The organism is Streptomyces sp. NPDC104831 (assembly GCF_055583025.1).
The window spans coordinates 89,038-110,095 of record NZ_JBVJOT010000003.1 but is presented as its reverse complement, the minus strand read 5'-3'; the positions used below and the strand labels follow the sequence as shown (position 1 = coordinate 110,095).

The 21,058-nt window shown below is 71.3% G+C and carries 18 protein-coding genes and 1 pseudogene; 11 read left to right on the top strand and 8 right to left on the bottom strand.

Annotated elements, in window-relative coordinates; translation table 11 throughout:
* The first annotated feature begins 289 nt into the window (after positions 1–289).
* Positions 290–3,229: a type 1 periplasmic-binding domain-containing protein gene (locus tag ACZ63H_RS03100; RefSeq protein WP_469861806.1), complete on the top strand. Its 2,940-nt coding sequence runs from the start codon at positions 290–292 to the stop codon at positions 3,227–3,229.
* 98 nt (positions 3,230–3,327) lie between these two features.
* On the opposite strand, the gene ACZ63H_RS03095 is transcribed toward ACZ63H_RS03100, so the two are convergent.
* The 3 genes from ACZ63H_RS03095 to ACZ63H_RS03085 form a co-directional block, all read right to left on the bottom strand.
* Positions 3,328–3,834, bottom strand: coding sequence for a GNAT family N-acetyltransferase (locus tag ACZ63H_RS03095; protein ID WP_469861567.1), 507 nt, complete (start codon positions 3,832–3,834; stop codon positions 3,328–3,330).
* A gap of 241 nt (positions 3,835–4,075) precedes the next feature.
* Positions 4,076–5,428 (bottom strand): uracil-xanthine permease family protein, encoded by a 1,353-nt coding sequence (locus tag ACZ63H_RS03090; RefSeq protein ID WP_469861565.1) that lies wholly within the window; start codon positions 5,426–5,428, stop codon positions 4,076–4,078.
* Entirely contained in the window at positions 5,425–6,549 is a 1,125-nt protein-coding gene (locus ACZ63H_RS03085) for an aryl-sulfate sulfotransferase (protein WP_469861563.1), read from the bottom strand. Before ACZ63H_RS03085 ends, ACZ63H_RS03090 begins: the two co-directional genes overlap by 4 nt.
* A gap of 192 nt (positions 6,550–6,741) precedes the next feature.
* On the opposite strand from ACZ63H_RS03085, the gene ACZ63H_RS03080 reads away from it, so the two are divergent.
* A complete protein-coding gene (locus ACZ63H_RS03080; protein WP_469861561.1) occupies positions 6,742–7,296 on the top strand; it encodes a helix-turn-helix domain-containing protein in 555 nt (184 codons plus the stop codon).
* 276 nt (positions 7,297–7,572) lie between these two features.
* On the opposite strand, the gene ACZ63H_RS03075 is transcribed toward ACZ63H_RS03080, so the two are convergent.
* Positions 7,573–8,487 carry a dipeptidase gene (locus tag ACZ63H_RS03075; protein ID WP_469861559.1) on the bottom strand — a complete coding sequence of 305 codons (915 nt, stop codon included), beginning with the start codon at positions 8,485–8,487 and terminating at the stop codon, positions 7,573–7,575.
* A gap of 276 nt (positions 8,488–8,763) precedes the next feature.
* Positions 8,764–9,930 (bottom strand): cellulase family glycosylhydrolase, encoded by a 1,167-nt coding sequence (locus ACZ63H_RS03070; protein WP_469861558.1) that lies wholly within the window; start codon positions 9,928–9,930, stop codon positions 8,764–8,766.
* Between the two features lie 617 nt (positions 9,931–10,547).
* Here ACZ63H_RS03070 and ACZ63H_RS03065 point away from each other — a divergent pair.
* On the top strand, positions 10,548–11,033 hold the full coding sequence (locus ACZ63H_RS03065) for a GNAT family N-acetyltransferase (RefSeq protein WP_469861556.1): 486 nt from the start codon (positions 10,548–10,550) through the stop codon (positions 11,031–11,033).
* A gap of 447 nt (positions 11,034–11,480) precedes the next feature.
* Here the strand turns inward: ACZ63H_RS03065 and ACZ63H_RS03060 are convergent, their stop codons facing one another.
* Positions 11,481–12,218 carry a class I SAM-dependent DNA methyltransferase gene (locus tag ACZ63H_RS03060; protein ID WP_469861554.1) on the bottom strand — a complete coding sequence of 246 codons (738 nt, stop codon included), beginning with the start codon at positions 12,216–12,218 and terminating at the stop codon, positions 11,481–11,483.
* Positions 12,219–13,742: 1,524 nt separating this feature from the next.
* Here ACZ63H_RS03060 and ACZ63H_RS03055 point away from each other — a divergent pair.
* Positions 13,743–15,023 carry an MFS transporter gene (locus tag ACZ63H_RS03055; protein ID WP_469861552.1) on the top strand — a complete coding sequence of 427 codons (1,281 nt, stop codon included), beginning with the start codon at positions 13,743–13,745 and terminating at the stop codon, positions 15,021–15,023.
* A 73-nt stretch (positions 15,024–15,096) separates the two neighbouring features.
* Here ACZ63H_RS03055 and ACZ63H_RS03050 read toward each other — a convergent pair.
* Positions 15,097–15,534: pseudogene (locus tag ACZ63H_RS03050) on the bottom strand (SDR family NAD(P)-dependent oxidoreductase); the annotation flags it as partial.
* Positions 15,535–15,770: 236 nt separating this feature from the next.
* Between ACZ63H_RS03050 and ACZ63H_RS03045 the strand changes: the two are divergent.
* From ACZ63H_RS03045 to ACZ63H_RS03025, 5 genes are all read left to right on the top strand, one after another.
* Complete coding sequence (locus ACZ63H_RS03045; RefSeq protein ID WP_469861550.1) at positions 15,771–15,908, top strand: hypothetical protein; 138 nt, start codon at positions 15,771–15,773, stop codon at positions 15,906–15,908.
* Between the two features lie 258 nt (positions 15,909–16,166).
* Positions 16,167–16,388, top strand: a complete 222-nt coding sequence (locus tag ACZ63H_RS03040; protein ID WP_469861548.1) for a hypothetical protein — start codon at positions 16,167–16,169, stop codon at positions 16,386–16,388.
* A 46-nt stretch (positions 16,389–16,434) separates the two neighbouring features.
* The gene (locus tag ACZ63H_RS03035) at positions 16,435–16,887 is read left to right on the top strand and encodes a Ku protein (RefSeq protein WP_469861804.1); all 453 of its coding nucleotides are present in this window, start codon (positions 16,435–16,437) and stop codon (positions 16,885–16,887) included.
* Complete coding sequence (locus ACZ63H_RS03030; RefSeq protein ID WP_469861546.1) at positions 16,887–17,492, top strand: hypothetical protein; 606 nt, start codon at positions 16,887–16,889, stop codon at positions 17,490–17,492. The genes ACZ63H_RS03035 and ACZ63H_RS03030 overlap by 1 nt, the downstream gene beginning before the upstream one ends.
* Positions 17,493–17,901: 409 nt before the next feature.
* Complete coding sequence (locus ACZ63H_RS03025; RefSeq protein ID WP_469861545.1) at positions 17,902–18,084, top strand: antitoxin; 183 nt, start codon at positions 17,902–17,904, stop codon at positions 18,082–18,084.
* A gap of 374 nt (positions 18,085–18,458) precedes the next feature.
* On the opposite strand, the gene ACZ63H_RS03020 is transcribed toward ACZ63H_RS03025, so the two are convergent.
* Positions 18,459–18,812, bottom strand: coding sequence for a hypothetical protein (locus ACZ63H_RS03020; RefSeq protein WP_469861544.1), 354 nt, complete (start codon positions 18,810–18,812; stop codon positions 18,459–18,461).
* 43 nt (positions 18,813–18,855) lie between these two features.
* On the opposite strand from ACZ63H_RS03020, the gene ACZ63H_RS03015 reads away from it, so the two are divergent.
* Positions 18,856–20,280, top strand: coding sequence for a PP2C family protein-serine/threonine phosphatase (locus tag ACZ63H_RS03015; protein WP_469861543.1), 1,425 nt, complete (start codon positions 18,856–18,858; stop codon positions 20,278–20,280).
* Positions 20,277–20,645 (top strand): STAS domain-containing protein, encoded by a 369-nt coding sequence (locus ACZ63H_RS03010; RefSeq protein WP_469861541.1) that lies wholly within the window; start codon positions 20,277–20,279, stop codon positions 20,643–20,645. The genes ACZ63H_RS03015 and ACZ63H_RS03010 overlap by 4 nt, the downstream gene beginning before the upstream one ends.
* Positions 20,646–21,058 lie beyond the last annotated feature (413 nt).

Below are 21,058 nucleotides of genomic sequence, written 5' to 3'. Positions count from 1 at the left end.
GTCGTCCGGCCGTGCTGTACGAAAGACCGCGACCATGTACCCGGCCGGACTCCGCATCGCTGGCATCTTCCTCTGGCCCGCCCGGCGATCGAGGAGGTCATTCCCACAAAGTCGATATATTGCGTTAGTAAACGGCCGATATGTGGCGCAAACCGGATCCAAAACGTCCGAACGCGCCACCATGGGCGTCCCGACATTCATCTGGGTCCCGGGGTGCAGCGGCGCTCGGGGGTGGGTATTCCCATCGAACTCGGTGTTCGATGAGGTCGACGCGACGGGGGCGGAGCGCATGGGCAGACGGGTCTGGACGGGCAGCGCCGGGGTGGAGGCCGCCGACGCGGTCTTCGCGCTGATGAGACGGCTCATCGACGGCTTCCGGGTGAACCCTCCGGTGACTCCGCTGGTGGTGCTGCAGGCCACCGAGGAGGACGAGACCGGGACCCTCGACCGCCGGGTCGTCCAGGTGGTGGAGTTCGTCCGCCAGAGCCAGCAGCCGCGCGGGCTGATCGCCAAGCGGCTCGACGGCGGGGGCGGCCCGGACCCGTACTCCTCGGCCGTCGACATGGTGCGCCAGCTGTGCGAGCACCCCTGGGACAACGCACGGCAGTCGCAGTACAAACCCTTCGGCTTCCCGCGTTCACGTCTGCTGCGGGCCATCGAGCAGGCCGCGCCCGAGGTCGGCGCCGAGGTGACCACGGTGTGGACGGCGGCTGAGCGCCGCGAGCGCCTGATGCGCCGGCTGGCCGAGCTGCGCTGGCGTCCCGACGGTGGCTCCCCCGGCGAGGAGGGCCGACGCCGTGTCCCGGCCCTCGCGGAGACCGTCGGCGCCGTCGTCAACCCCTCCGGATTCGTGGGGGCCATGTTCATCGCCTGCCTCAGCGTGCTGCTGGGCGAGGGGGGTTGGCGTACGGCGTTGTGGGGCGGCGCCCTGGCACTGACGGTCTTCGGCCTGGTGCACCTGCTCGCGCGCAGCGCGCCGCCGCTGCTGTGGCTGCGCCGGGCCACCCGCTGGTTCGCGACGACCACCTTCCTGGCCCCGCTCAGCGACCGGCCGGCCGCCGCCGACTGGTCGCGCTGGCGGCCGGCGAAGTCCTGGGAGACCATCCGGGGCCGTGCCTTCGCCGTCGCCCAGCAGGTGGCCGCGGCACAGGCGGGCGACACGACGGCACGACAGTTACACCTGGAACTACGCGTGCTGGCGCTGCTGGAGGACCTGCGCGAGAACTTCCGCCCGCGGGCGCTGGACCTGCGCCGCCGCAAGCGCACCGTGCCGCCCGTGGTGTATCTGCCCAGGGTCACCGAGGAGGACGGCGGTCTGCTCCTGCTGCGCACCATCAGCGACGTGCGCAGCCGCCGCAGCGAGGTCGACCCGCTGCTCGTGCTGGCCGCGGTCCCGGCGGCCGAACGCCTGCGGCCGCAGGCCCCCGCCGATCCGGAGCCGGCCGCCGCACCGGGCCGGGCCGACACCGAGGAAGATGCCTTCGGAGCGGACGCCAGGTACCAGCGGTGGGTGACCAACCTCAACGCCGGCCAGTCCCCGGGCCGGGCCGCCACCCTGCCGTGGATCCTGTACATCCCGATGCCCGGCGACGAACTGCGCCACCGGCGCTCCGCCCAGCACTCCACCGACCGCATCCGCCGGACGCCCGCCTGGCTCCTGTGGTCCCGCCCCTGCCTCGCCGTGGTCCTCGCCCTGGGCCTGGCCGCGGGCTTCCTCGGCAACCACTACCTCGCCGGACGCTACTGCGAGGGTCGGCTGCTCGGCTCCAACACCGACTCCGGCCGCTACGACGGTCAGTGCGTCGGCGTCGCCACCGGGAACGTGCGGCTCGCGCAGGGCAACACACTGAGTCTGTCCGGCGCCGGCAAGGGCGTCACCTTCGACGCGGTGGAGCGTGCGATCAGGGCCGAGAACGCGGCCATCAGACCGCGCGACGCCCATGTGACGATCGTCTACGCCGGTCCGGTCACCGCCGCCAGGCAGGCCGGCACCCGCAAGGGGCTGGAGGAGATCACGGGGGTGTACCTCTACCAGCACTACGCCAACGTCAGCACCGATCAGCCGACCAAGATCAAGGTGCTGCTCGCCAACGCCGACCAGAACATGCTGCACGTAGTCCCGATGGCCCGGCACATCGCGGACCTGGCGCGCCGCGACCGCTCCGTCGTCGGTGTCGTGGGCATGGGCCGTGACACCACCGAGACCGAGCAGGCCGCCCGCATCCTCAAGGGGGCCGGCCTGCCCGTGGTGAGCACCACCAACTCGGGCAGCCACCTGGCGCGCAGGCTGTCCAACTGGTTCGGGCTGGCCGCCACCGACGAGGAGGAGGCGAACGCCCTGGGGGTCGTCGCCCGTCAGCTGGCGGCCCGGGAGAAGGGTGCCCAGGGCGCCGTGCTGTCCCGGTCGGTCGGCAGCGAGAAGGACTTCTACACCACCGAACAGGCCAGGGTGGGCAAGCGCATGCTGGCCGAAGCGGACTTCGCTCCGGCGCCCTCGAGGACGTACCGACTCAGCGCCGAGGGCGAACCCGAACTGACCACCCCCATCGGCGACATCTGCGGCAGCCGACCCGTGCCGAGAGCCCTCTACTTCGCCGGCCGGGTCGAGGACGTGCCCAACCTGATGTCCCAGCTCGGTTCCACCCCTGGCTGCTCGGGACGCGGCATCACCGTGTTCACCGGCGACGACCTCACCAAGAGCAACTACGAGGAGGGCGAGGCGCTCCGCATCCCCGACGAGGTCACCCTCTACCACTTCGCCCTCGCGCCCATGGACCTCGCGGCGACGACCGGTTTCTACATCGACGCCCACCGCGTCCTCATGGAACTGCTGCCGGCCGGAGCACGGCGGACGGCGCTCGCCGATCCCACCCGGCCCTGGACCGACGCGCTGTTCTCCAACGGGCAGACGGTGCTGTCCTACAGCGCCACGGCCGTCCTGTACCGGGCCGCGCGCAACGGCGACGTCCCGCAGACCGCCGCGGAGACCTGGGCCGACCTGCGCTGGCACCCCGTCCCGAACCTGCCGGTCGGCACGGTCGACTTCACCGGCAGCCGGCCCTACGCCGAACAGCGCGGACACGGTTACGAGATCGTGCGGGTGAGCTACGACGGCGGTCGGGTGCGGTCGGTGAACGTGTGCGGGCGGCCCGCCGGCAGCGTGGCGCCGCTCACCCCGCCCCCCGGCCCCAAGGGGGCCGACCCGCACACGATCTGCCGCCTGCGCTGACCCTGGACCGCTTCGGCGGCTCACGGGCCGGGCGGTGGCTCCGGGGCGGCGCGGTGGAGCGGGCGGAAGAGCCCTGCCCGCGGTGGCCGCCCCCGACGTCACAGATCCCTGCGCATGCACACGCGCGGCCACCGGTCCAGGCCGTGGGCCGCCTCGCGCTCACGGATCTCCCGCAGACCGGGTGTGAGCGTGCTCTCGGCCAGGACCCGGAAGCCGCAGCGCGTGTAGTAAGGGGCGTTCCACGGGATGTCGGCGAACGTGGTGAGGGTCAGGGCGGGCACCTGCCGGCTCCTGGCATGGTCGGCCAGATGCTCCAGCAGGGACCTGCCCACCCCGCGCCGAGCGCTGCCGGGGTGCACCGAAACCTGCTCCACATGGAAATTGCCGTCGACGCGGTCGGCGATCAGGTAGCCGACCGGGGTGCCGGCCGCGTCGACCGCCACCCAGGCCCTCCCGTCGCGCTGGTACCGGGCGAGCGCGTCCAGCGGAAGCGGCTCGTCCTCGGCGATCTCCGGCATGCCTGTCTCGTGGTACCGCTGACCGGCGGCCCTCTCGATGTCCTGGAGAACGGGCAGCTCACTCACGCGAGGGGATCGGATGTCCATGCGCCCATTGTCCGGGACGGGCCGGTCGGGCCGCCGAGCAGGGCGGGAGTTCCCCCTCGGTCCGCTCCTCGGGACCGGCCGTGTCGCCGGACGCCCCGTCCACGGCTGTGAGGGCGGTGGCGTCGGGGAGCCCCGGGCGAACGGTTCGGCCGGTCAGCGCGCGCAGAAGGCGTCCCGCAACGCCTTGTCGGTGTCCGTCTGGTCCCGTTGCGCGGGCAGGTGCCGCCGGACGCCGGCGTGGTCACTCCGGTACACGCGGTTCCGCCGGGACGGGAGCTCGGGGCACCCGGTCGAACCGGCCGAGCAGCGCGGTGAGGAGGACCGCCGTCAGGGTTCCGGCGACGACGCCGCTGCCGAGGATCGTACGGGCCCACTCGGGGAACCCCGCGTACAGCTCCGGGCTGAGCAACGGCAGCAGTCCCACCGTGAGCGCGAGCGCGGCCGTCAGGTTGCCCGTGCCCGGGCCGGACAGGTCGGCTCGGCGGAGCATCTCGACGCCCATGACGGCGATGACGGCGTAGACGACGAGCGCGGAGCCGCCCACGACGGCCTCGGGCATGCCGGCCAGCGCCCGCGACACGGGCGTGGCCAGGCCGACGACGATCAGGAGCACGCCTGCCCCGGCCGTCACGAAGCGGCTGCGGACCCCGGTGAGCCGGCCGATGCCGATGTTCTCGGCGCTGGTGATCATGAGGGATGTGCCGAACAGCCCGCCGGCCAGAGAAACGAGGGCGTCGGCGCGGGCGACGCGCGGAACATCCCGTTCGGGAGCGGGGGTTCGGCCGACGGTCTCACTGTTGAGCACGGTCTGCCCGGTGATCTCGGCCAGCGTGGTGAGGCTGAACACGAGCAGCGGAAGGGCGGCCACGAGGTCGAAGCGCGGTGGACCGAAGGGCAGGAGAGCGGGCAGCGCCAAGCCCTTCCCGGCCGCGGGGGCGAAGGCGCCGAGACCGGTCGTCACGGCCACGACGGTTCCGGCCGCCATCCCGATGAGGACGGAGGTCTGACGCCAGACTCCGCGCAGCAGCACGTACGCGGTGACGGTCGCCGCGACCGTGAACGCGGCCAGGAGCACCGCGCGCGGCTCGCCCCTGCCGTCCGGGCCGGTGACGAGCCGGGCGGCGACGCGGATCATCGCGATCCCGATGAGCAGGACGGTCACGCCCATGACCAGCGGTGGGAAGAGCCGTACGACACGGGTGTACAGGGGCAGTACGGCGAGCAGCAGCGCTGCCGCCAGGAGGACGGAACCGGTGGCGGTCGGCGCGCCGTGTTCCTGGGCGATCTGGAGGAACAGCGCCGTCGCGGCACCGCCGGGCAGCATGACGAACGGCAGGCGGCCACCGATCCGCCACACCCCGAGGGACTGGAGCAGGGCGCCCGCGCCGCACAGCAGCAGGACGGCGCTCAGCAGCGAGGCCGTCGCACCGGGCGGCATCCGCAGGGTGCCGGCGACGAGGAAGACGGTGGAGACGGGGGCGGCGATCATCGCCAGGACGTGCTGGGCGGCGAGCGGCACGAGCCGTCGCAACGGCACCCGGGCGTCGACGGCTTCGGTGGAACGGGGGACAGGAGGGGCCGGGGTGCTCGTCATGCCGTCACGTCCAGCCACGGGATGTCGGCCGCCGTGTAACGGTAGGCGCGGAAGACGGCGTTGGGTTCGGACGGGAAGAGGCCCCGGACCTCGCTCTCGCGGTAGCCGGCGAAGTACGGGACGACGTACTCCCAGCACAGGTAGCCGTCCTTCGTCACCTCGAACAACCGCCCGGAGGGAGAGTCGGTCACGAGCGTGTTGCCGTTCGGCAGGCGCTGCGCGGAGCCCATGAAGGGCGCGAAGAAGAACTCGCGGGCCGGGTCGTGGTACTCCCACACGATGTCTCCGCCCGCCCGGTCGATCTCGATGACGCGGGAGTACGGCACGTCGTGGCCGGGCCGGAAGACGCCGTTGTCGAAGACCAGCAGCCGGCCGTCGTCCAGTTCGGTGGGTGCGTGCTGCTGGCTGACCGTGCCGGGGCGGCTGCGCCAGAGGATCTCGCCGGTCTCGCGGCTGATGACGACGACGGCCGACACGCTGCGCAGGCTGGCGAGGATGTTGCCGTCCCGCAGGGGCGTGACACTGTTGACGAGGGGCCAGTGTTCACGGGCGTACGCCTCGTGCAGCGGGAAGGACGCGCGGTCGAGGTGCTCGGCGGCGCGCCAGGACCACAGGAGTTCACCGTCCGGGCCGACCTCCCTGATGGTGTCCGCCCAGACGATGCCGCCCGCGGCTTCGGAGCCGGGGGCTCCGCCCCGTACGGCCGCCGCCTGGGCGCCGGTCAGGGCCTCCAGGGCCGTATAGAGAATCCGGCCGTCTTCGAGGTGGTGGGCGTCGTGGTGCTGGAGGGGGTCGCGATGCTCGCGCAGCACCGTGCCGTCGGGTGCGGCGCGGAGCATGACGCCGCCCCGGTACTTGTGCCACATCGGGAAGAGGGCCTTCTCTCCCGGGAGCACCCCGTTGTAGGCGAGGGTTCCGTCAGCCAGGAGGCGGGCGTGACGGCCGGGCCGGTAGGGGAGGTCCCAGCGGTGGACGGTGCGGCCATGGATGTCGACGAGGTAGACCTCGCCGCTGCCGGTGAGCGGTGCGTAGAGGGTGTAGCCGTCGCACACGGCCGTCTCGTCGAGGGCGATGAGGCCGGTGGGACGCCGGCGGCGTGAGTTCTGGTCGATCGATGGCACGTCGGAACTCCTCATTGTGTCAAAGTTTCTTTGATGAGATCAATCGGCTTTGACAGTAGAGATGTTGTGTGACGGGCGTGTGTCGGCAGTACGAAACCGCCTGCGGCCTCTCGGCGTGTGCCGCGTAAGGTGCCGTCAGGCATCGGCGACCAGCGAGAACGGCGCCGCGGGGCGGGAAGGGACGGGACAACCATGGAGGCCGGGAACACACCTCGGGTCGGCGCTGCCGTACGCCGTCGCCGCCGGGCACTCGATCTGACGCTCGCCGAAGTGGCGCGGCGCAGCGGGCTCTCCTCCCCGTTCCTGAGCCAGATAGAGAACGACCGGGCGCGCCCCAGCATGCGCTCGTTGCAGCGGATCGCGGACGCCCTCGGCACCACGGCGGTACAGCTCCTCGCCGCCTCGGACGAGACCCGCACGGTCGACGTGGTGCGCGCGGGCGACGACAGCGGCCTCGACCGGCAGGCGCGCGTCCGGCCGGTGGTGCGCGGCCGACATCAGCTGCACGCGCTGGAGTTCGTCGGCGAGCACGAGGCGGACCGCGAGTTCCTGCACCGCAACGACGAGTTGATGTACGTGGCGGACGGCTCGGTCGAGGTGGAGGCCGAGGGGCGGATCCACCGGCTGGGGCGCGGGGACACGCTGCTGCTGTCCGGCGGCGTCCGGCACCGCTGGTGCTCCACCGAGCCGGGCGCGCGGGTCCTGGTGGTCGCTGTCGGCGACCACGTGGAGGTGGTCGAGCCCTGACGGGTGACACGGCGCGCCGGTACGCCGGCGTGCCCGGCCCGGCTGGCTACGCCGTGGAGGCCGGGCCCCACGCCTTCGCACGCCTGTCCGGCCCGGTGCTGCTGCCCCCGTTGCACGACGGTACGCCGTTGCCCGGCGCACCCCGTGACCTACGACGCGGTGGCGGACCTGCTGGGCCGCAAGGGCGGCCGGCAGACGTCCGCGTCGTCCCGCCCGACACAGTCCCGCCCGAGAGGCTGGGGAGCGTGGCGGGCGGACGGTCTGAGAACCCGGGGGTTACCGCCACACCTGTGCGGCGACGCGACGGAAGTTGCCGCCCAGAATCGCGGTGACGGCGTCGTCGGGGTATCCGCGGGCGATCAGCGCGTCTTCGACGGTCGGCAGGTCTTCCGGGGGCAGGAAGTCGATCGGCCCCCAGCGGGTGTAGGAGTCGGGGAACAGTTCCGGGCTCTGCCTGAGCATCGCGTTGAAGTCGTCGTGGTCGAACGGGTAGTCGGTCGACACTCCGACGTGTTCGGGGCCGACGAGTTCGACCGCGTAGTCGATGTGCCGTACGAGGGCGTCGAGGGTGGCGTCGTTGGGGCCGAGGAAGATGCCGACGCCGGTGATGCCGACGACCCCGCCCGTGGCGGCGCACTCCCTGGCCTGCTCGTCGGTGATGTTGCGGGGGTGCTCCCACAGCGCGCGCATGCAGGAGTGGCTGTAGATCACCGGCTGTTCGGAGACTCCGCACATGTCCAGCCCGGTGCGGGTCCCGCAGTGAGACCCGTCCGCCACCATGCCGACGGCGTTCATCTCCCTGACCAGCGCCCGGCCGTAGGCGGTGAGCCCCTCGTCGACCGCATCGAGGCAGCCGCCGCCCGCCGCGTTGCGGTTGTTGTAGCTGGGCAGCATCGTGCGGACACCGAGTTCGTAGAACTGCCGCACCCGTTCCAGCCGCCCCGCGAGCGGACCGGAATCCTCCAGGTCGAAGGCCACCGCCACGCTCCCGTCACGGCCGGCGGCGTCGACGTCACCGACGCTCTCTGCCGGCCGCAAGCGGTCATCCGCGGCGATCCGCTCCCGCCAGCTCGTGATCAGACCGGTGACGTCATCCGCGGAATGCGGGACGTAACCCACGTTCACCGACACAAAGCTGCCGCCCGGCCTGCGGTAGCGGGCCAGCTCACCGACATCCGCATGCCGCTCCAAGGGCAGACAGCAGTGCTGCTCCCACAGCAAGCGCGGGCGGCATGGTACTGAATCTGCGTGTGCCATAACAGGGATCGTGCCCATCTCTTCCCACCCCCAGACCGGGCCCCGTCAGCCAGGATTCCTCCGCATTGGCTGGGGTAACCGGCTGAGTCCGGGGGCGGGCCGGGCCCTGTCGGCCTGGTGCCGGAGGCGCGCTCGACCGCGGTGGGACGCACGGCGGCCGGGGCCCTGGTCCGGGCCCCGGCTGTTCAGACATGGCGGGTGGCTTCTCCCTCAGTGGTCGGCGGCACTGCCCCGGACGACGCAGGAGGCGCTGTTCTCCCAGCCCCAGCCGTCGCCGTCGGGGTCGGAGGAGCTGCCGTTCACACAGTAGGGGTAGCCGTTCGGCGCGGTTCCGCCGCCCGTGGAGCCCCCGCCGCCGTAGACGGTGGCGATTCTCGAGGTGGCGCGAATGCCGTCCGCGCCGTTGAACAGGCGTTGACCCCAGGCGGTGAGTGAGCGGGCGTTGAAGTTGTCGACCAGGTCGAGGTACTCGACGCCGCTGCCGTTTCCGCTCCAGGACCAGCCGAGGTAACCCACGCGCAGGGACTGCGCGGTGGCCATGATGGCGTCCTCGTCGGGGTTGCCGTCACTGTGCATGTTGCCGAACTCGCCGACGACGACGGGGAGTCGGTGGTCGACGAAGTAGTTCAGGTAGGCCCGGACCTCGGCGGCGGTGTCGTAGACGCCGTACATGTGGACGGAGAAGACGGTGTTGCGGTCAGGGTCGGCGGCGAACACCGAAGCGGCGTTGTCACGCATCGTATTGGACCAGTCCTGGCCCCAGTTGGGGGCGTCGACCATCAGCATGTTGTTGATACCGGCGTTGCGCAGCTTGACGATGGCCTTCTTGGTGTCCTGCGTCCAGGCGCTGTAACCGTTGTTGCCGTACGGTTCGTTGCCTATGTTGACGACGACATAGTTCTCCTGGCCGACCAGCGCGCTCTTGATGCCGATCCAGTAGTTGGCGGCCTTGTCGAGGGACACGGCGGCCGAGTCCTCGCCGTAGCCGGTCGTATCGTGCACCTCCAGCACGCAGATGACCTTGCCGGCCTTGCAGCGGCTGACGAGGGAGGACACCGTGGCACCGGTCGTCTTCGTCCAGCGGTCGCCGCTGCCGAGCACGACTCGGACGGTGTTGGCGCCGCTGGCCGCTATGTCGGCGATGGAGTTGGTCTTGTCCGGGTACCAGGCGTGTGCGTGGTTGACCCCACGCATCACGAACTCGTTGCCGTTCGCCTCGTAGAGGCGTCCGTTGTTCACCCGCAGACCGGTGGCGGCGGCCTGCGCCTCGCCGACGGAACTGCCGAGTACGGACAGCAGCAGACCGACGACCGCGGTCAGCGCCGCGGCGGCTGTTGCCCGCCGGGCAGTTGCGCGTCTTTGCTGTGCATGTGTCATGTCGCTCCTCAGGGAATGGCGGCGGACGGGGTGGCGGACGGAGGTATCCGCACCCGGTCACCGAAGTGTGACAACGTTGTCCAAAGGTGGCGAAGTGGCAGTGCCGACCGGATAGGCGGATACACGCCGGGCTGCGCCGTGATGGCTCAATGAGAGCACTCTATGTTGCGGTCATGTCAATAGAGACGGCAACTGATTTGTGCTTCTCTCCGGGATGCGTTTCGCTCACTCAGCTAAACCGTTACTAAATTCTTCTTGCGCCTGTCGGGGCTGTTGCCCAACAACTCACCTTGCCTTAAATTGACGCCCGAGGTGGGTGGCGCGGCCGCCCGGAACGCCATTGGGTGAGGTCCCGACAGCCCGGTGTCCGGCCGCTTCATTCCTGGTGGCAGTCCCGACCGTGGGACGAGGCGCCGATTCGGGGGCAGGGCCGTACGGGGAGATCCTCGGCCGTTCCGCAGGTCCTGGAGGACGTCGGTCGGGTCACCTCACGAAGCACGAAGTGCCTGGCAGGGACCGTCGGCCGGACGTGGGCAGAGGCCACCGGAGCCGGCCCGCCAAGGCCGAGCGCCACCCGGCCCGTCATCGGGCGGGCACCCGCGTGTGAGACTCACAGCATGATCCGTACTGCGACCCCCGCCGACATCCCCGTCCTCCACACTCTGATCCGCGAGCTCGCCGAGTACGAAAAGGCACTCGACCAGGCCAGGGCGACGAAGGAGCAACTCACCGAGGCCCTCTTCGGCGAGCGCCCGGCCGCCTACGCACACGTGGCCGAGGACGCCGATGGTGAAGTCGTGGGCTTCGCCCTGTGGTTCCTCAACTTCTCCACCTGGCGGGGTGCGCACGGCATCTACCTGGAGGACCTGTACGTCCGCCCCGGAGCCCGCGGCGGCGGCCACGGCAAGGCCCTGCTGACGGAGCTCGCCCGCATCTGCGTCGCACGCGGTTACGAGCGCCTGGAATGGTCGGTACTGAACTGGAACCGTCCCGCGATCGACTTCTACGAGGCACTGGGCGCCCGTCCCCAGGACGAGTGGGCGGTGTACCGGCTCACGGACCAAGCGCTGACCGCTCTGGGGGGCCAGGGCGGCCGACCGTAACCCTGTCCCCGTACGGGGACGTCCCCGCGCCGGGCCTCGGCCGTCCTCTGCGCGGTCGGGGCCCTGGCCAGGCGGAGGCGATGACGGCGTCCGGGCTGGGTGTACCTGGCCGGCCCAGGCGCCACCCGGACGTGGTGCTGGGCGAACGGAGGCTACGGCCACGTCAAGTACCGTCGCCTCGTCCGGGGATCCCGGCGTGAAGCCGCTGATCGCCCGCCGGGGCACCGAGCACGGCCAGGGCCTGGGCGCGCAACGCCGGGTGGTGGAGCGAGCGAGCATTGGCCCACCTGCACTGGTCCCGCCGTATGCGGATCCGCCGGGAGATCCACGACGACATCCACGAAGCCTTCCTCGCCCTCGGATGCGCACTGATCTGCCGGCGCCGCCTGAACTCCCGGCAGAGGTCCAAGACCGGCACGGCCGACGTTGATGGCCCGGTGGGCGGCCTCAGGCCGGCTTGCGCCACACGGAGACGTGCTTCGTGGAGTCCTGGGTGAACGGGGCCCCGTCCCAGTCCGCGACGCGGCGTTCCAGTTCGAGGCCGGCGATCCGCGCCATCAGGTCGAGCTCGGCCGGCCAGGCGTAGCGGTGCCGGGAGTTCGCGCGGCGGTAGCGGCCGTCGTCGTCGCGGGTGAAGTGGTGCGAGACGAGCATCTGCTCGACCAGGTCGAAGGTGTCGAAACCGAGGTGTTGCGGGGAGACGTCGAACGGCACCGCGACCTGGCCGGGCGGCAGGAGCCGCAGCGGCGGCACACCCAGCTCGATGACGAACCGACCGCCGGGCTCCAGATGCCGTGCGGCGTTGCGGAAGCACTCGACCTGCTCGTCCTGCGTCAGCAGGTTCGTGATGGTGTTGTAGACGAGGTAGACCAGGGTGAACCCGCCGGTGACGACGGTGGTGGCCATGTCCCCGATGGCCACCGGGAGGGTGTCCTCGTCGACCTTGCGCCGCAGTACCGCTGCCATGTGCTCGGACAATTCGATGCCCACCACCGGCACGCCGCGTTCCCGGAGCGGGACTCCCACCCGTCCCGTTCCGATGGCGAACTCCAGCGCCCGGCCCTCTCCGGCGAGCTCGGCGAGGAAGGCGAGGGTCGGTCCGAGAGCGGCCGCCGAGGACCTTTCGGCCTCCTCGGCGTCGTAGCACTCGGCGGTCGCGCGGGTCCACAGTTCACTGCTCGTCACGGGTGGCCACTCTGCCGGGTGCCGAGGGGTGCTGTCGACGCATTTACGTTCCCCGCGGCGCAGCGTGCACCGCCCACGATTCGTCGTCGCCTGGCCAGGGCTTCGGCCGAACCGCCCGGCACCCCGGATCATCGGTCGCGGAGTGGCCCAACCACCCTGGAGTGAGCGCGCGCCGCCGTCAGGGCACGCATCGGGCCGACCAGCGCGCGCTGGTGCGGCGGGAGCTCGCGGCGGCGGTCACCCTCCCGGGTTTGCTGCCCCGTGAGCAGGGTGGTTTGCTGGATTTGGCAACACGAATCGGGGAACCGCTCGCCCCACACCCCGCCTGAGAACTTCATTCCCGCAGACCGCCGTACCTACGCTATCCGACAAGCCTGGGTGTGCGAGGTGTGAAGACGAAACTCGGACATGCCGTAGCAGTCGCAGTCACATCACCCTTGAAGTTCGAAGTGTGCGCAGACGGCGCCATTGCCGTACTGAAATTGCGGGCGACCCTGCTCTACGACGAAAAGGTCGCCGTCAGGCCGAATCTACTGCTTTACGATGGACCACCTTGCAGCAGTAATGACCTTGCCGCCTCGGTCTATCCTTCGAGTCAAGTGATAGCCGGAGGTACGGGCAGGGTGCCGGCACCGTCCCTGCCGCAGATGCGGCCGGCTTCACCACCCAGACCACCGAAGAGGTGAGTTGCCGCAAGCAGTACATCCATCTCATGGACGGGCCGCTGTACCGCGCGGCCCTGGCGCGGTCTCCTCGGCGCACCTGGCCCGCCCCCCTATCCGGCACAGCGCGCCGATCCCGGCGCACATCTACGAGCCCGCCTTGAGCGCGGGCACGCCGACGGCGGGCAGAAGGCGGTCGTGTCGTATCGGGGCGACCAACATGGGCGCGGAAACGGGGAGGCAGCGCGCGGGCCGGGAACCGGGCAGCGGCCGAGCGGCACCGAGGGCGGCGCGGCAGCCGGGCGGCAGCGCGGCGCGTACTCCCGGGCGGTGCGTCGCACGGCGCCGTCTGGACGGGGAACGACCGGGCAGTTACCGGTCGTGCGGGTGCGCAGCGGAACGCGGGCATACCGGCCGGAGGAGGCATTTGCTGGCCGGGCGAACGCAGGCGGGCGGTGGTACGGCGGCGAAACCCCCGCAGACGCGCGGAGCCGCGACAGTGCGGATCAGGGCCCGGGGCACCCGGAGGCGGTACACGACGGCGCCCGCACGGATGGGGGAGCTGTCGTGGGACGGTGCTGCTTGCTGCTCCGGATCGCCGTTTGGCCCCGGGCCGCCGCTCCGCCTGCGTCCACCACCGCTGCGGCCCGCCCACGCCCCACCCTGCCGCCGCGTCACCATGCCGTCTCGTTCGGCCCCGCAGTCCCGCGCCGACGGCCGCGCATCCCGCCTGGCGCGTGCCGGCTCCGCGCACCGGCCGTGGTCGGCGCGTCGTCGACCGGGTCGGCCGGTCTCCGGCATCACGCCGTGGCGGTTGGTCCGAGTCACTACGCTGAGCGCCTTCACACCCCTGGAGGTTCGGTTGGTACGGCTGAGCACGCTCGGACAGGACTTCCGGCAGTTGTGGGGTGCCTACGCGGTCAGCGCAGCGGGCAGTGCCGTCGGCATGGGGGCATTGCCGTTGATTGCCCTCCTGGAGCTGGACTCCTCTGCGTTCCAGGTCTCCTTGCTCGCTGCGTTGTCTGCTGTGGCCAGCGGAGTGATCGCTCTGCCGCTCGGTGTGCGTATCGAGCACCAGTACAAGCGGCCGGTCATGCTCACCGCCGACCTGGCCCGCTGCGTTCTGCTGGCGAGCGTCCCGGTCGCCATGGCTTTCGGCAGACTCACCTACACCCAGCTGTGCGTCGTAGGCGTTCTCCAGACGGCAGCGTCTGTCGCGTTCGACGCGGCGAGTGGCGCGCACCTGAAAGCACTTGTCCCGCCCGAGCACCGCCTTCGTGCCAACAGCCTGTTCGAGACGGCCAACTGGATCAGCGTCAGCGCCGGCCCGCCCGTGGGCGGGCTTCTCGTCGGGACACTGGGCACGGCCTCCACGATGGTGGTCGACGCGCTGTCCTTCCTCGGATCGGCCCTGGGCATCCGCCGTATCCGACAGCCCGAACCCGCGCCACCGGCCCGCGCCGCCACCTCGCACCTGGGCCGCGACATCGCTGCCGGTTGGCAGTACCTCCTGCGGCACCCAGGACTGCGGCCGCTGTTCTTCAACGCGTTGCTCTTCGGTGGATCCATCATGATGACGTCACCACTCATGGCCGTCCTCATGCTGAACGACCTCGGCCTGGCACCGTGGCAGTACGGACTCGCCCTGGGACTGCCGTGCCTGGGCGGCGTGCTGGGCTCACGCTTGGCCCCGCTGCTCACCCAGCGATGTGGGCTGCGCCGCATTCTGTTGCTGTCCGGTGTTGCGCGGACGCTCTGGACGATCCTGCTGCCACTGACGCCCTCCGGGGCCCTCGGCGTGTTCGTCATCGTGGCCGCCGACTTCGGCCTGCTCTTCTCCGCCGGGGTCTTCAACCCGTCGTTCACCACGTATCGCATGGCGGCCACACCGGACGCCTTCATGTCCCGCGTCGGCACATCCTGGTCCGTCGGCTCGAAGGCGTGCCAGGCGGCCTTCGTGATCGCTGGTGGTCTCATCGCCGCCCCAGTGGGGGTCCGCGGTGCCCTGCTCATCGCTGGGCTGCTGTGCCTGGCGAGCGCGCTGCTCCTGCCGTGGCGGAGGGAACGCATCGTCGCGGGGAGGGTTCCGGCGCCCACGACGGAAGCCGCTCCGTCCCCAGCCACGGATAGCCCCTCCGCATAGCGGGCAGTCTGCCCATCGGCCACCGCGTCGCGATGGCGCTGACGGTGACCACGCGCGGTGCGGACGAGCGGCGCACGGCGGGCCAGACCTGGGCGTCGAAGGCGAAGTGGCCGAGGTGATTCGTGCCGACCGTCATCTCGAGGCCGTCGTGGGTGGTCCGTCGCTCGGGCAGGTTCATCACGTCGGCGTTGTTGAAGAGCAGGTCGACCGTCTCGGTCTCGCGATGTGGGTGGCCGCGTCGCGGACGGAGGACAGGTCGGAGAGGTCGAGCACGAGGGTGTCGGTCCGGGCCTGTGGGGGTCGCGGCGCGCACAGCTTCCGCGGCCTGGTCCAGCTTGGCCTGGCTGCGGCCGGCCAGGATGACGCGGGCCCCGTGCCGGGCGAGCGCGCGGGCGGTCTCGATTCCGATCCCGCCGTTCCGCCGGTGATCAGCGCGGTGCGGCCGGTCTGGTCGGGGATGTCGTCGGGAGTGAGGTGCCGAGGGCGTCTGCCGGCGCTGGACTACCCGCACGGCCCGGCCAAGGGTTCGCAACGCACCGTCGGGCACGACAGGCCTTCCGACCGCGCCCGGGGGACCGACCGTACCGGTATCAGTTTTCCGGGGCACAGATGACACTGGCTCACCGGCCGGAGCCGCTTCCCGCCTGACCAGCGTCTGAGAGTGGAGCCCGGCCGCTGCTCCCGCCCGGCTGGGCGTGCGGCCGATCGGCCGTCGATTCCAGGTCAGGACCGTGTGAGGTGGTCTCCATGGTGGGTATCGCGCTGATCACCGCTGGGCAGGTGTACCGCTACTACCTGCGTCAGGTCGTCGTTGGCGACAGCCGCCGACCGGTCCGCAAGCCCCGCGCTCGGCCACAGGAAGAGGCCGGGATCCCGGCCGGGTGAGGGATGGGTCGGGGTCCCGCCGTCCTCGGCCTGGCGGCGGGCGACGTCGTCACCGAGGCGTAGCCGCGCGACCTCTTCGGCACGGGCGGGCACCCGTGCGCCGGCCAGATCTCTGAGGCCGGGTGGGTCCGTTCGTTTTCGGCCATCCCTCAGGTACCGGGAGGCAAGGGACGGGCAGGGGGTAGGCGCGTAGGTATGGATGGCACACGATTGCGGCAAGACAAGCGGAGCCCCCAGGAAGCGCGGGCCCGGGGAACCATGGGAATCTGGCGGTGGGCCAGGTGGGTGGCGCTCGTCCTTGCGATCAGCTGGGCGGTGAACTGGGTCGTCAATCTCGCCCGGGGTGAGGGCGGACGGGATCTGTGGTGGCCTCTGGTCAGTACTGTCATCTGGGCAGGACTGACCGCGTACGGCTTCAGGACCTACCGCCGGATCAAGACAACGACTTTGCCGACCGTCACCGGCCGGCCGCACGCCTGACAGCCCCTCGCCCGGCGCCGCCCTCGGCAGGCCCGCTTCCCGCCTCCTGCCGCTGGAGTCGCCCGCCCCGATCCGGATCGCCGGGAGCTTCTACCCCCAGCCCTCCGGCCAAGCCGGGGACGAGCCGTACAAGCTGCTGGTCAAGGCCCTGTCCCGCTCGGCGAAAGCGGCCGTCGCGAAGTACGCCTGGTCCGGCCGTGAACGCCTCGGGCTGCTGCGGGTTCGCGACGACGTCCTGGTCCTGCACGCCATGCGTCGGCCCCGACGAGATCCGCGCCCACACCCGCCTCCGGCCCCCCGGCCCACGGAGGTCTCCGAGGAGGGCGTCGCCGGCGCCCTCGCCCTCATGGACACCATGAGCGTCGACGACCTGGAAGGCCCTGAGTTCACCGACCGCTGCACCGAGGCGCTCGCCAGATCGTCGAGGCGAAACGGGAGGAGGAGCCGCCGCTCCCCGCGGCCCCCGAGCCGGAGCAGCCCGCCCGGGTGCCGGATCTGATGGCCGCCCTGCAGGAGTCGGTGTCCAAGGCGAAGTCCTTCCGCAGCGGCGCCGGGCCGGCCGACGTGTACGAGCTGCCGCAGCCGAAGAAGAAGACGGACGCGAAGAACCAGTCGGCCAAGCAGGCCGGGGCAAGGAAGACGGCGTGTCGCCGGCCGCGCAGTCCTGAGCCTGGTGCGGCAGAGCGCGGCATCCCGGACCGGCGCCTCCGCCGCGGGCCGGCTCGGAGCGTGTCTTCCCGGCTCGTTGCTCAGCTTGTTCGTTGTGGTCCGGTCCGGCTTCGAGAGTGCGTGACGCGACCCGATCAGACGCTGAGTAGGGTTGTGATCATGGCCAAGGGGATGGAACGGCGAACCAGGGTGGGCCTGGACAGCGGCGTCGAGGACGTGACGCTGTCCATCCTGGAGTGGCTTGGCGAGCAGGGGGTCGGTGCCATGATCCGGATCGACGCGGAGCGCATGCGCGACGGTCAGCCGGCGTGGACGTTCGCCGCTTCCGGTGGGCCGTTGGACGGTGGGTTGAGGGCCGACGGAGCCTCGGTCGCCGAGTGCATGGGCAGGGCCCTGATTCGATTGCGCGAGGCCGGGCTGGCCGTTCCATTCTGAAGTCCTGTTCCGACTGCGAGCTGATCGTGCTCGGGCTCGCCCTCGGGAGACCGGACACGGGCGAGGCCCGCAGCCGGGCGGCTGCGGGCCAGTGGCGGGAAGGGAGGATGGGGCCTCATCGCGCCGGAGAGCGGCTGATGTCAGAAACTGCAGGTCTGGTAGTTGTAGCCTCCCCGCGAGTCGAGCCGGTACGAGCGGGCCCGGGGCGCCGGCCTCGCCGTCCAGAATGCGATCCGCACCGCACGCACCCCGCCCGCTGCCGCACCAGGCCGGCGCCCGCTGCCGCGCCGTCAAGGAGGGAGGGAGCCTGGGCCCGGCATGACGGCGGATCCGCCACGCATGCTTCGAACTGGACACCGGGGGTACTCCCCGCCCGGTACGACACACACGTAGCGCAGGGAGGTACCTCATGGGCAAGCTGGGAGACATGGCGAACAAGGCCAAGGAGATGGCGAAGGCCCATCCGGACCAGGCCGACAAGGGTGTCGACGGCGTCGAGCGGATGGTCGACGAGCGTACCGGGGACAAGTACGACGCACAGACCGACAAGGCCGCCGACGCCGTGCACCGTTCCTACGGCGGCGGCGAGTGAGGGACCGCTGAACCCGCGGCACCCGGAACCGGGCCCCGGCGTCGATCGCCGGGGCCCGGTTGTGTTCCGGACACGGAGCGGTGGCCAGAGCGCGAACGAAGGGGAAGCGGCCGCCTGACGGGCGTTCTCAGCCGCTGCTCCCACGTTGATCGCGCCACCGACCGCCCCCCTGGGCGCCCGGTCCGGCAGCAGCAGCTCGATCCGCCCCCACTGGGCGTCAGCCACCCCCACGGGGGCGTGAAACACCTGGCGTGTTCCACAGGATCGGGCGCGCTCTCCTGACCGCACTGACGACGGGACCCGACACTGAAAGCGTCGGGTCCCGTCGCGCTGTTGCCAGATCATCGGTGCGCGTGCCGGTGAGGGTGGGATGGTCAGCCGATCTCGATGCCGCTGTTGCCGATGGGCAGGACGGGCAGCGTGACGCCCGCGACGGTGAGTTGGAGGCCGGGCGTGCTGCCGGAGCCGGCCAGGTGCGCGGTGGCCGAGAGGGACAGTGGGAGCGCGCCGGCGACGGTGACGGTGGCGGTGCCGCTGAGCGTGGCGGTGTTCGTACCGGTGGTGCCGCTGGTCACGGGCAGGTCGACGTCGATGGTGGCACCGGCCGCGCCGAGCAGCAGGCTCGGTGGCGCCTCCTGAGCGGTGACACAGGGAACGTTCGATAGGGTTCCGGGGTGCTGGCTGTCCGGTCGGTGCCTTCCTGGGGGGGATGACGAGACGAGGGACATGCCGGAGCAAGCGAGCCCGCCTGTGATAACACCGAGCCGGCCTGTGGCCGCGGCGGTCGAGGCGGCGCGGATGGCGGCGGTGCGCCGTTACGACATTCTCGACACTCCACCGGACGGCGCCTACGACAGGGTCGCGGCGCTGGCGGCACGGTTGTTCGAGGTGCCGGTGGCGACGGTGACGATCGTGGACGAGGACCGGATCTGGTTCAAGGCCGCGCACGGTCTGGAAGGCGTCAGCGAGATCGGCCGCGATCCGGGCCTGTGTGCCTCGGCGGTGCTGACCGATGACACCACCGTCATCCCCGACACGCTGCTGGACCCGGTCGCCTGCTCCAACCCGCTGGTCGCCGGCCCGATGGGAGTCCGGTTCTACGCCGCCGCTCCGATCATCACCGCCGACGGGCACCGGCTGGGCACGGTCAACATCCTCGACACCCGCCCCCGCGAGATCAGCGAGGCCGATGCCTCCACCCTCGGGGACCTGGCCGCGATCGTGCGTGACCAGCTTGAGCTGCGGCTGTCGGCACTGAACGCGGTGCGCGCCGAGCAGGAGCGACGCAAGGCCGAGCAGGAAAGGCGCCAGGCGGAGGAAGAGGCCCGCCGGCGCGCGGAGCGGGACAAGGCGGCCATCGCCGCGTTCGCCTCCACCCTGCAGCGCACCCTGGTGCCCCCGGCACTGCCCGCGGTACCAGGGCTGGAGCTGGCCTGCCATTACAAGACCGCCTCCCCGCAGGAAGTGGGCGGGGACTTCTACGACGTCTTCCCCGTGGACGGGGGCCGGTGGGCGTTCTTCCTGGGCGATGTGTGCGGCAAGGGCGCCGAAGCCGCCTCGATCACCTCACTGACCCGTTACACCCTGCGGGCCGCAGCCCTCGTCGACGCGGACCCCACGGCTGCGCTCAAGGCCCTGAATACCGCGCTGCTGCTGGACGCGGCGGTCGGTACCCGCTTTTGCACCGCCATCTTCGGCCTGCTCGATCCAGCCCGGGACGGCGGTTTCACGGTCACGCTGGCCACCGGCGGTCACCCGCCCGCCTACCACCTCAGCCCCATGGAGGGCGGCGGCGTGCGGGTCGAGGCAGCCCGCGCCCAGGGCGGCATGCTGGTCGGCGCGTTCGCAGAAGCCGCCTTCGCCTCCCGCACCCTGCGCCTGGCACCCGGCGAGGGACTGCTGCTGTACACCGACGGGCTGACCGAGGCCCGAACCGCCGATGGCCGCATGCTCGCCGACACGGGCCTGACCGACTTCCTGGCCCAGCGGCCGGCGCCGGTCAGTGCCGGCGCACTGATCGACGACACCGTCGCGCTCCTGGACACCCTCCCCGACACCGAACGCGACGACGTGGCCTTGCTGGCCCTGTCCGTCCCCACCCCCGATGCTGCTCCCGCCGGCATCACCACCACCGCCCACAGCGCCGCCGCCCCGACCGCCGACACCTCCGTCGGGCAGGAGAACCCACGCCCATGACCGACGCATTCCACATCGACGTCCCCCACACCGACGGCACCCTCGCCGTGATCGCCCTGTCCGGCGAGTTCGACATCACCACCGCACCCGCCGTACGCGGCCGTGCCCTGGAACTCATCGCGAACGGCCACCCTGATCTGGTCGCCGACCTCTCAGGCGTCACCTTCTGCGACTCCTCAGGCCTGGGCGCCCTCATCGGCATCTGGCGCTGCGCCACGGACGCCGACGGCTCCCTGACCCTGGCGGCCATCCCCGACCGGCTCGGGCGCCTGCTCAGCGTCACCGGGATGGACACCTTCCTGCCCGCCTACTCCAGCGCCGACGCCGCTCTCGCCGCACGCCAAGGCAACAGCACCACCACCTGAAACCCATCGCTCGCCATGCGTTGACTGGCCATCACCGCACAACTCGGCGCGCTCCAACGGTGGGGAGTGCGTGACAGAGTCCACAACTCAACGACCGTGCGGTGTGCCGGTCCGCACCCGCCCGCGACGTGCCCCGGCCATCCGGAGCGGCGACGCGCGGCTGCGGACCGGCACGCCGGCCTCTCGCTCGGCCCAGGACACGGCCACCCCATGCCGGGAGCGGGCATCGCGGCGGGTGTCGGCGAGGGAGCTGGTGGATCTTGTCGACCTCCCGCATGGGGGAGCGAGCGGACGTGGTGAAGTGCGGGGCGGCCGCGCGGGCGGCCGCGGCAAGTTCCCTGCGGATGGGTGTGAGGTCTCCGAGGGTGGGACGGGCCGCGTCCTCTGCCGCCCATCCCTGGAGGCAGCGGCCG

Bases quoted from the DNA above. Each gene is read 5' to 3' on its own strand.
- ACZ63H_RS03100 (WP_469861806.1), top strand. From the start codon at position 290: ATGGGCAGACGGGTCTGGACGGGCAGCGCCGGGGTGGAGGCCGCCGAC.
- ACZ63H_RS03095 (WP_469861567.1), bottom strand. From the start codon at position 3,834: ATGGACATCCGATCCCCTCGCGTGAGTGAGCTGCCCGTTCTCCAGGAC.
- ACZ63H_RS03090 (WP_469861565.1), bottom strand. From the start codon at position 5,428: ATGACGAGCACCCCGGCCCCTCCTGTCCCCCGTTCCACCGAAGCCGTC.
- ACZ63H_RS03080 (WP_469861561.1), top strand. From the start codon at position 6,742: ATGGAGGCCGGGAACACACCTCGGGTCGGCGCTGCCGTACGCCGTCGC.
- ACZ63H_RS03070 (WP_469861558.1), bottom strand. From the start codon at position 9,930: ATGACACATGCACAGCAAAGACGCGCAACTGCCCGGCGGGCAACAGCC.
- ACZ63H_RS03065 (WP_469861556.1), top strand. From the start codon at position 10,548: ATGATCCGTACTGCGACCCCCGCCGACATCCCCGTCCTCCACACTCTG.
- ACZ63H_RS03045 (WP_469861550.1), top strand. From the start codon at position 15,771: ATGGTGGGTATCGCGCTGATCACCGCTGGGCAGGTGTACCGCTACTAC.
- ACZ63H_RS03040 (WP_469861548.1), top strand. From the start codon at position 16,167: ATGGGAATCTGGCGGTGGGCCAGGTGGGTGGCGCTCGTCCTTGCGATC.
- ACZ63H_RS03030 (WP_469861546.1), top strand. From the start codon at position 16,887: ATGGCCGCCCTGCAGGAGTCGGTGTCCAAGGCGAAGTCCTTCCGCAGC.
- ACZ63H_RS03025 (WP_469861545.1), top strand. From the start codon at position 17,902: ATGGGCAAGCTGGGAGACATGGCGAACAAGGCCAAGGAGATGGCGAAG.
- ACZ63H_RS03020 (WP_469861544.1), bottom strand. From the start codon at position 18,812: ATGTCCCTCGTCTCGTCATCCCCCCCAGGAAGGCACCGACCGGACAGC.
- ACZ63H_RS03010 (WP_469861541.1), top strand. From the start codon at position 20,277: ATGACCGACGCATTCCACATCGACGTCCCCCACACCGACGGCACCCTC.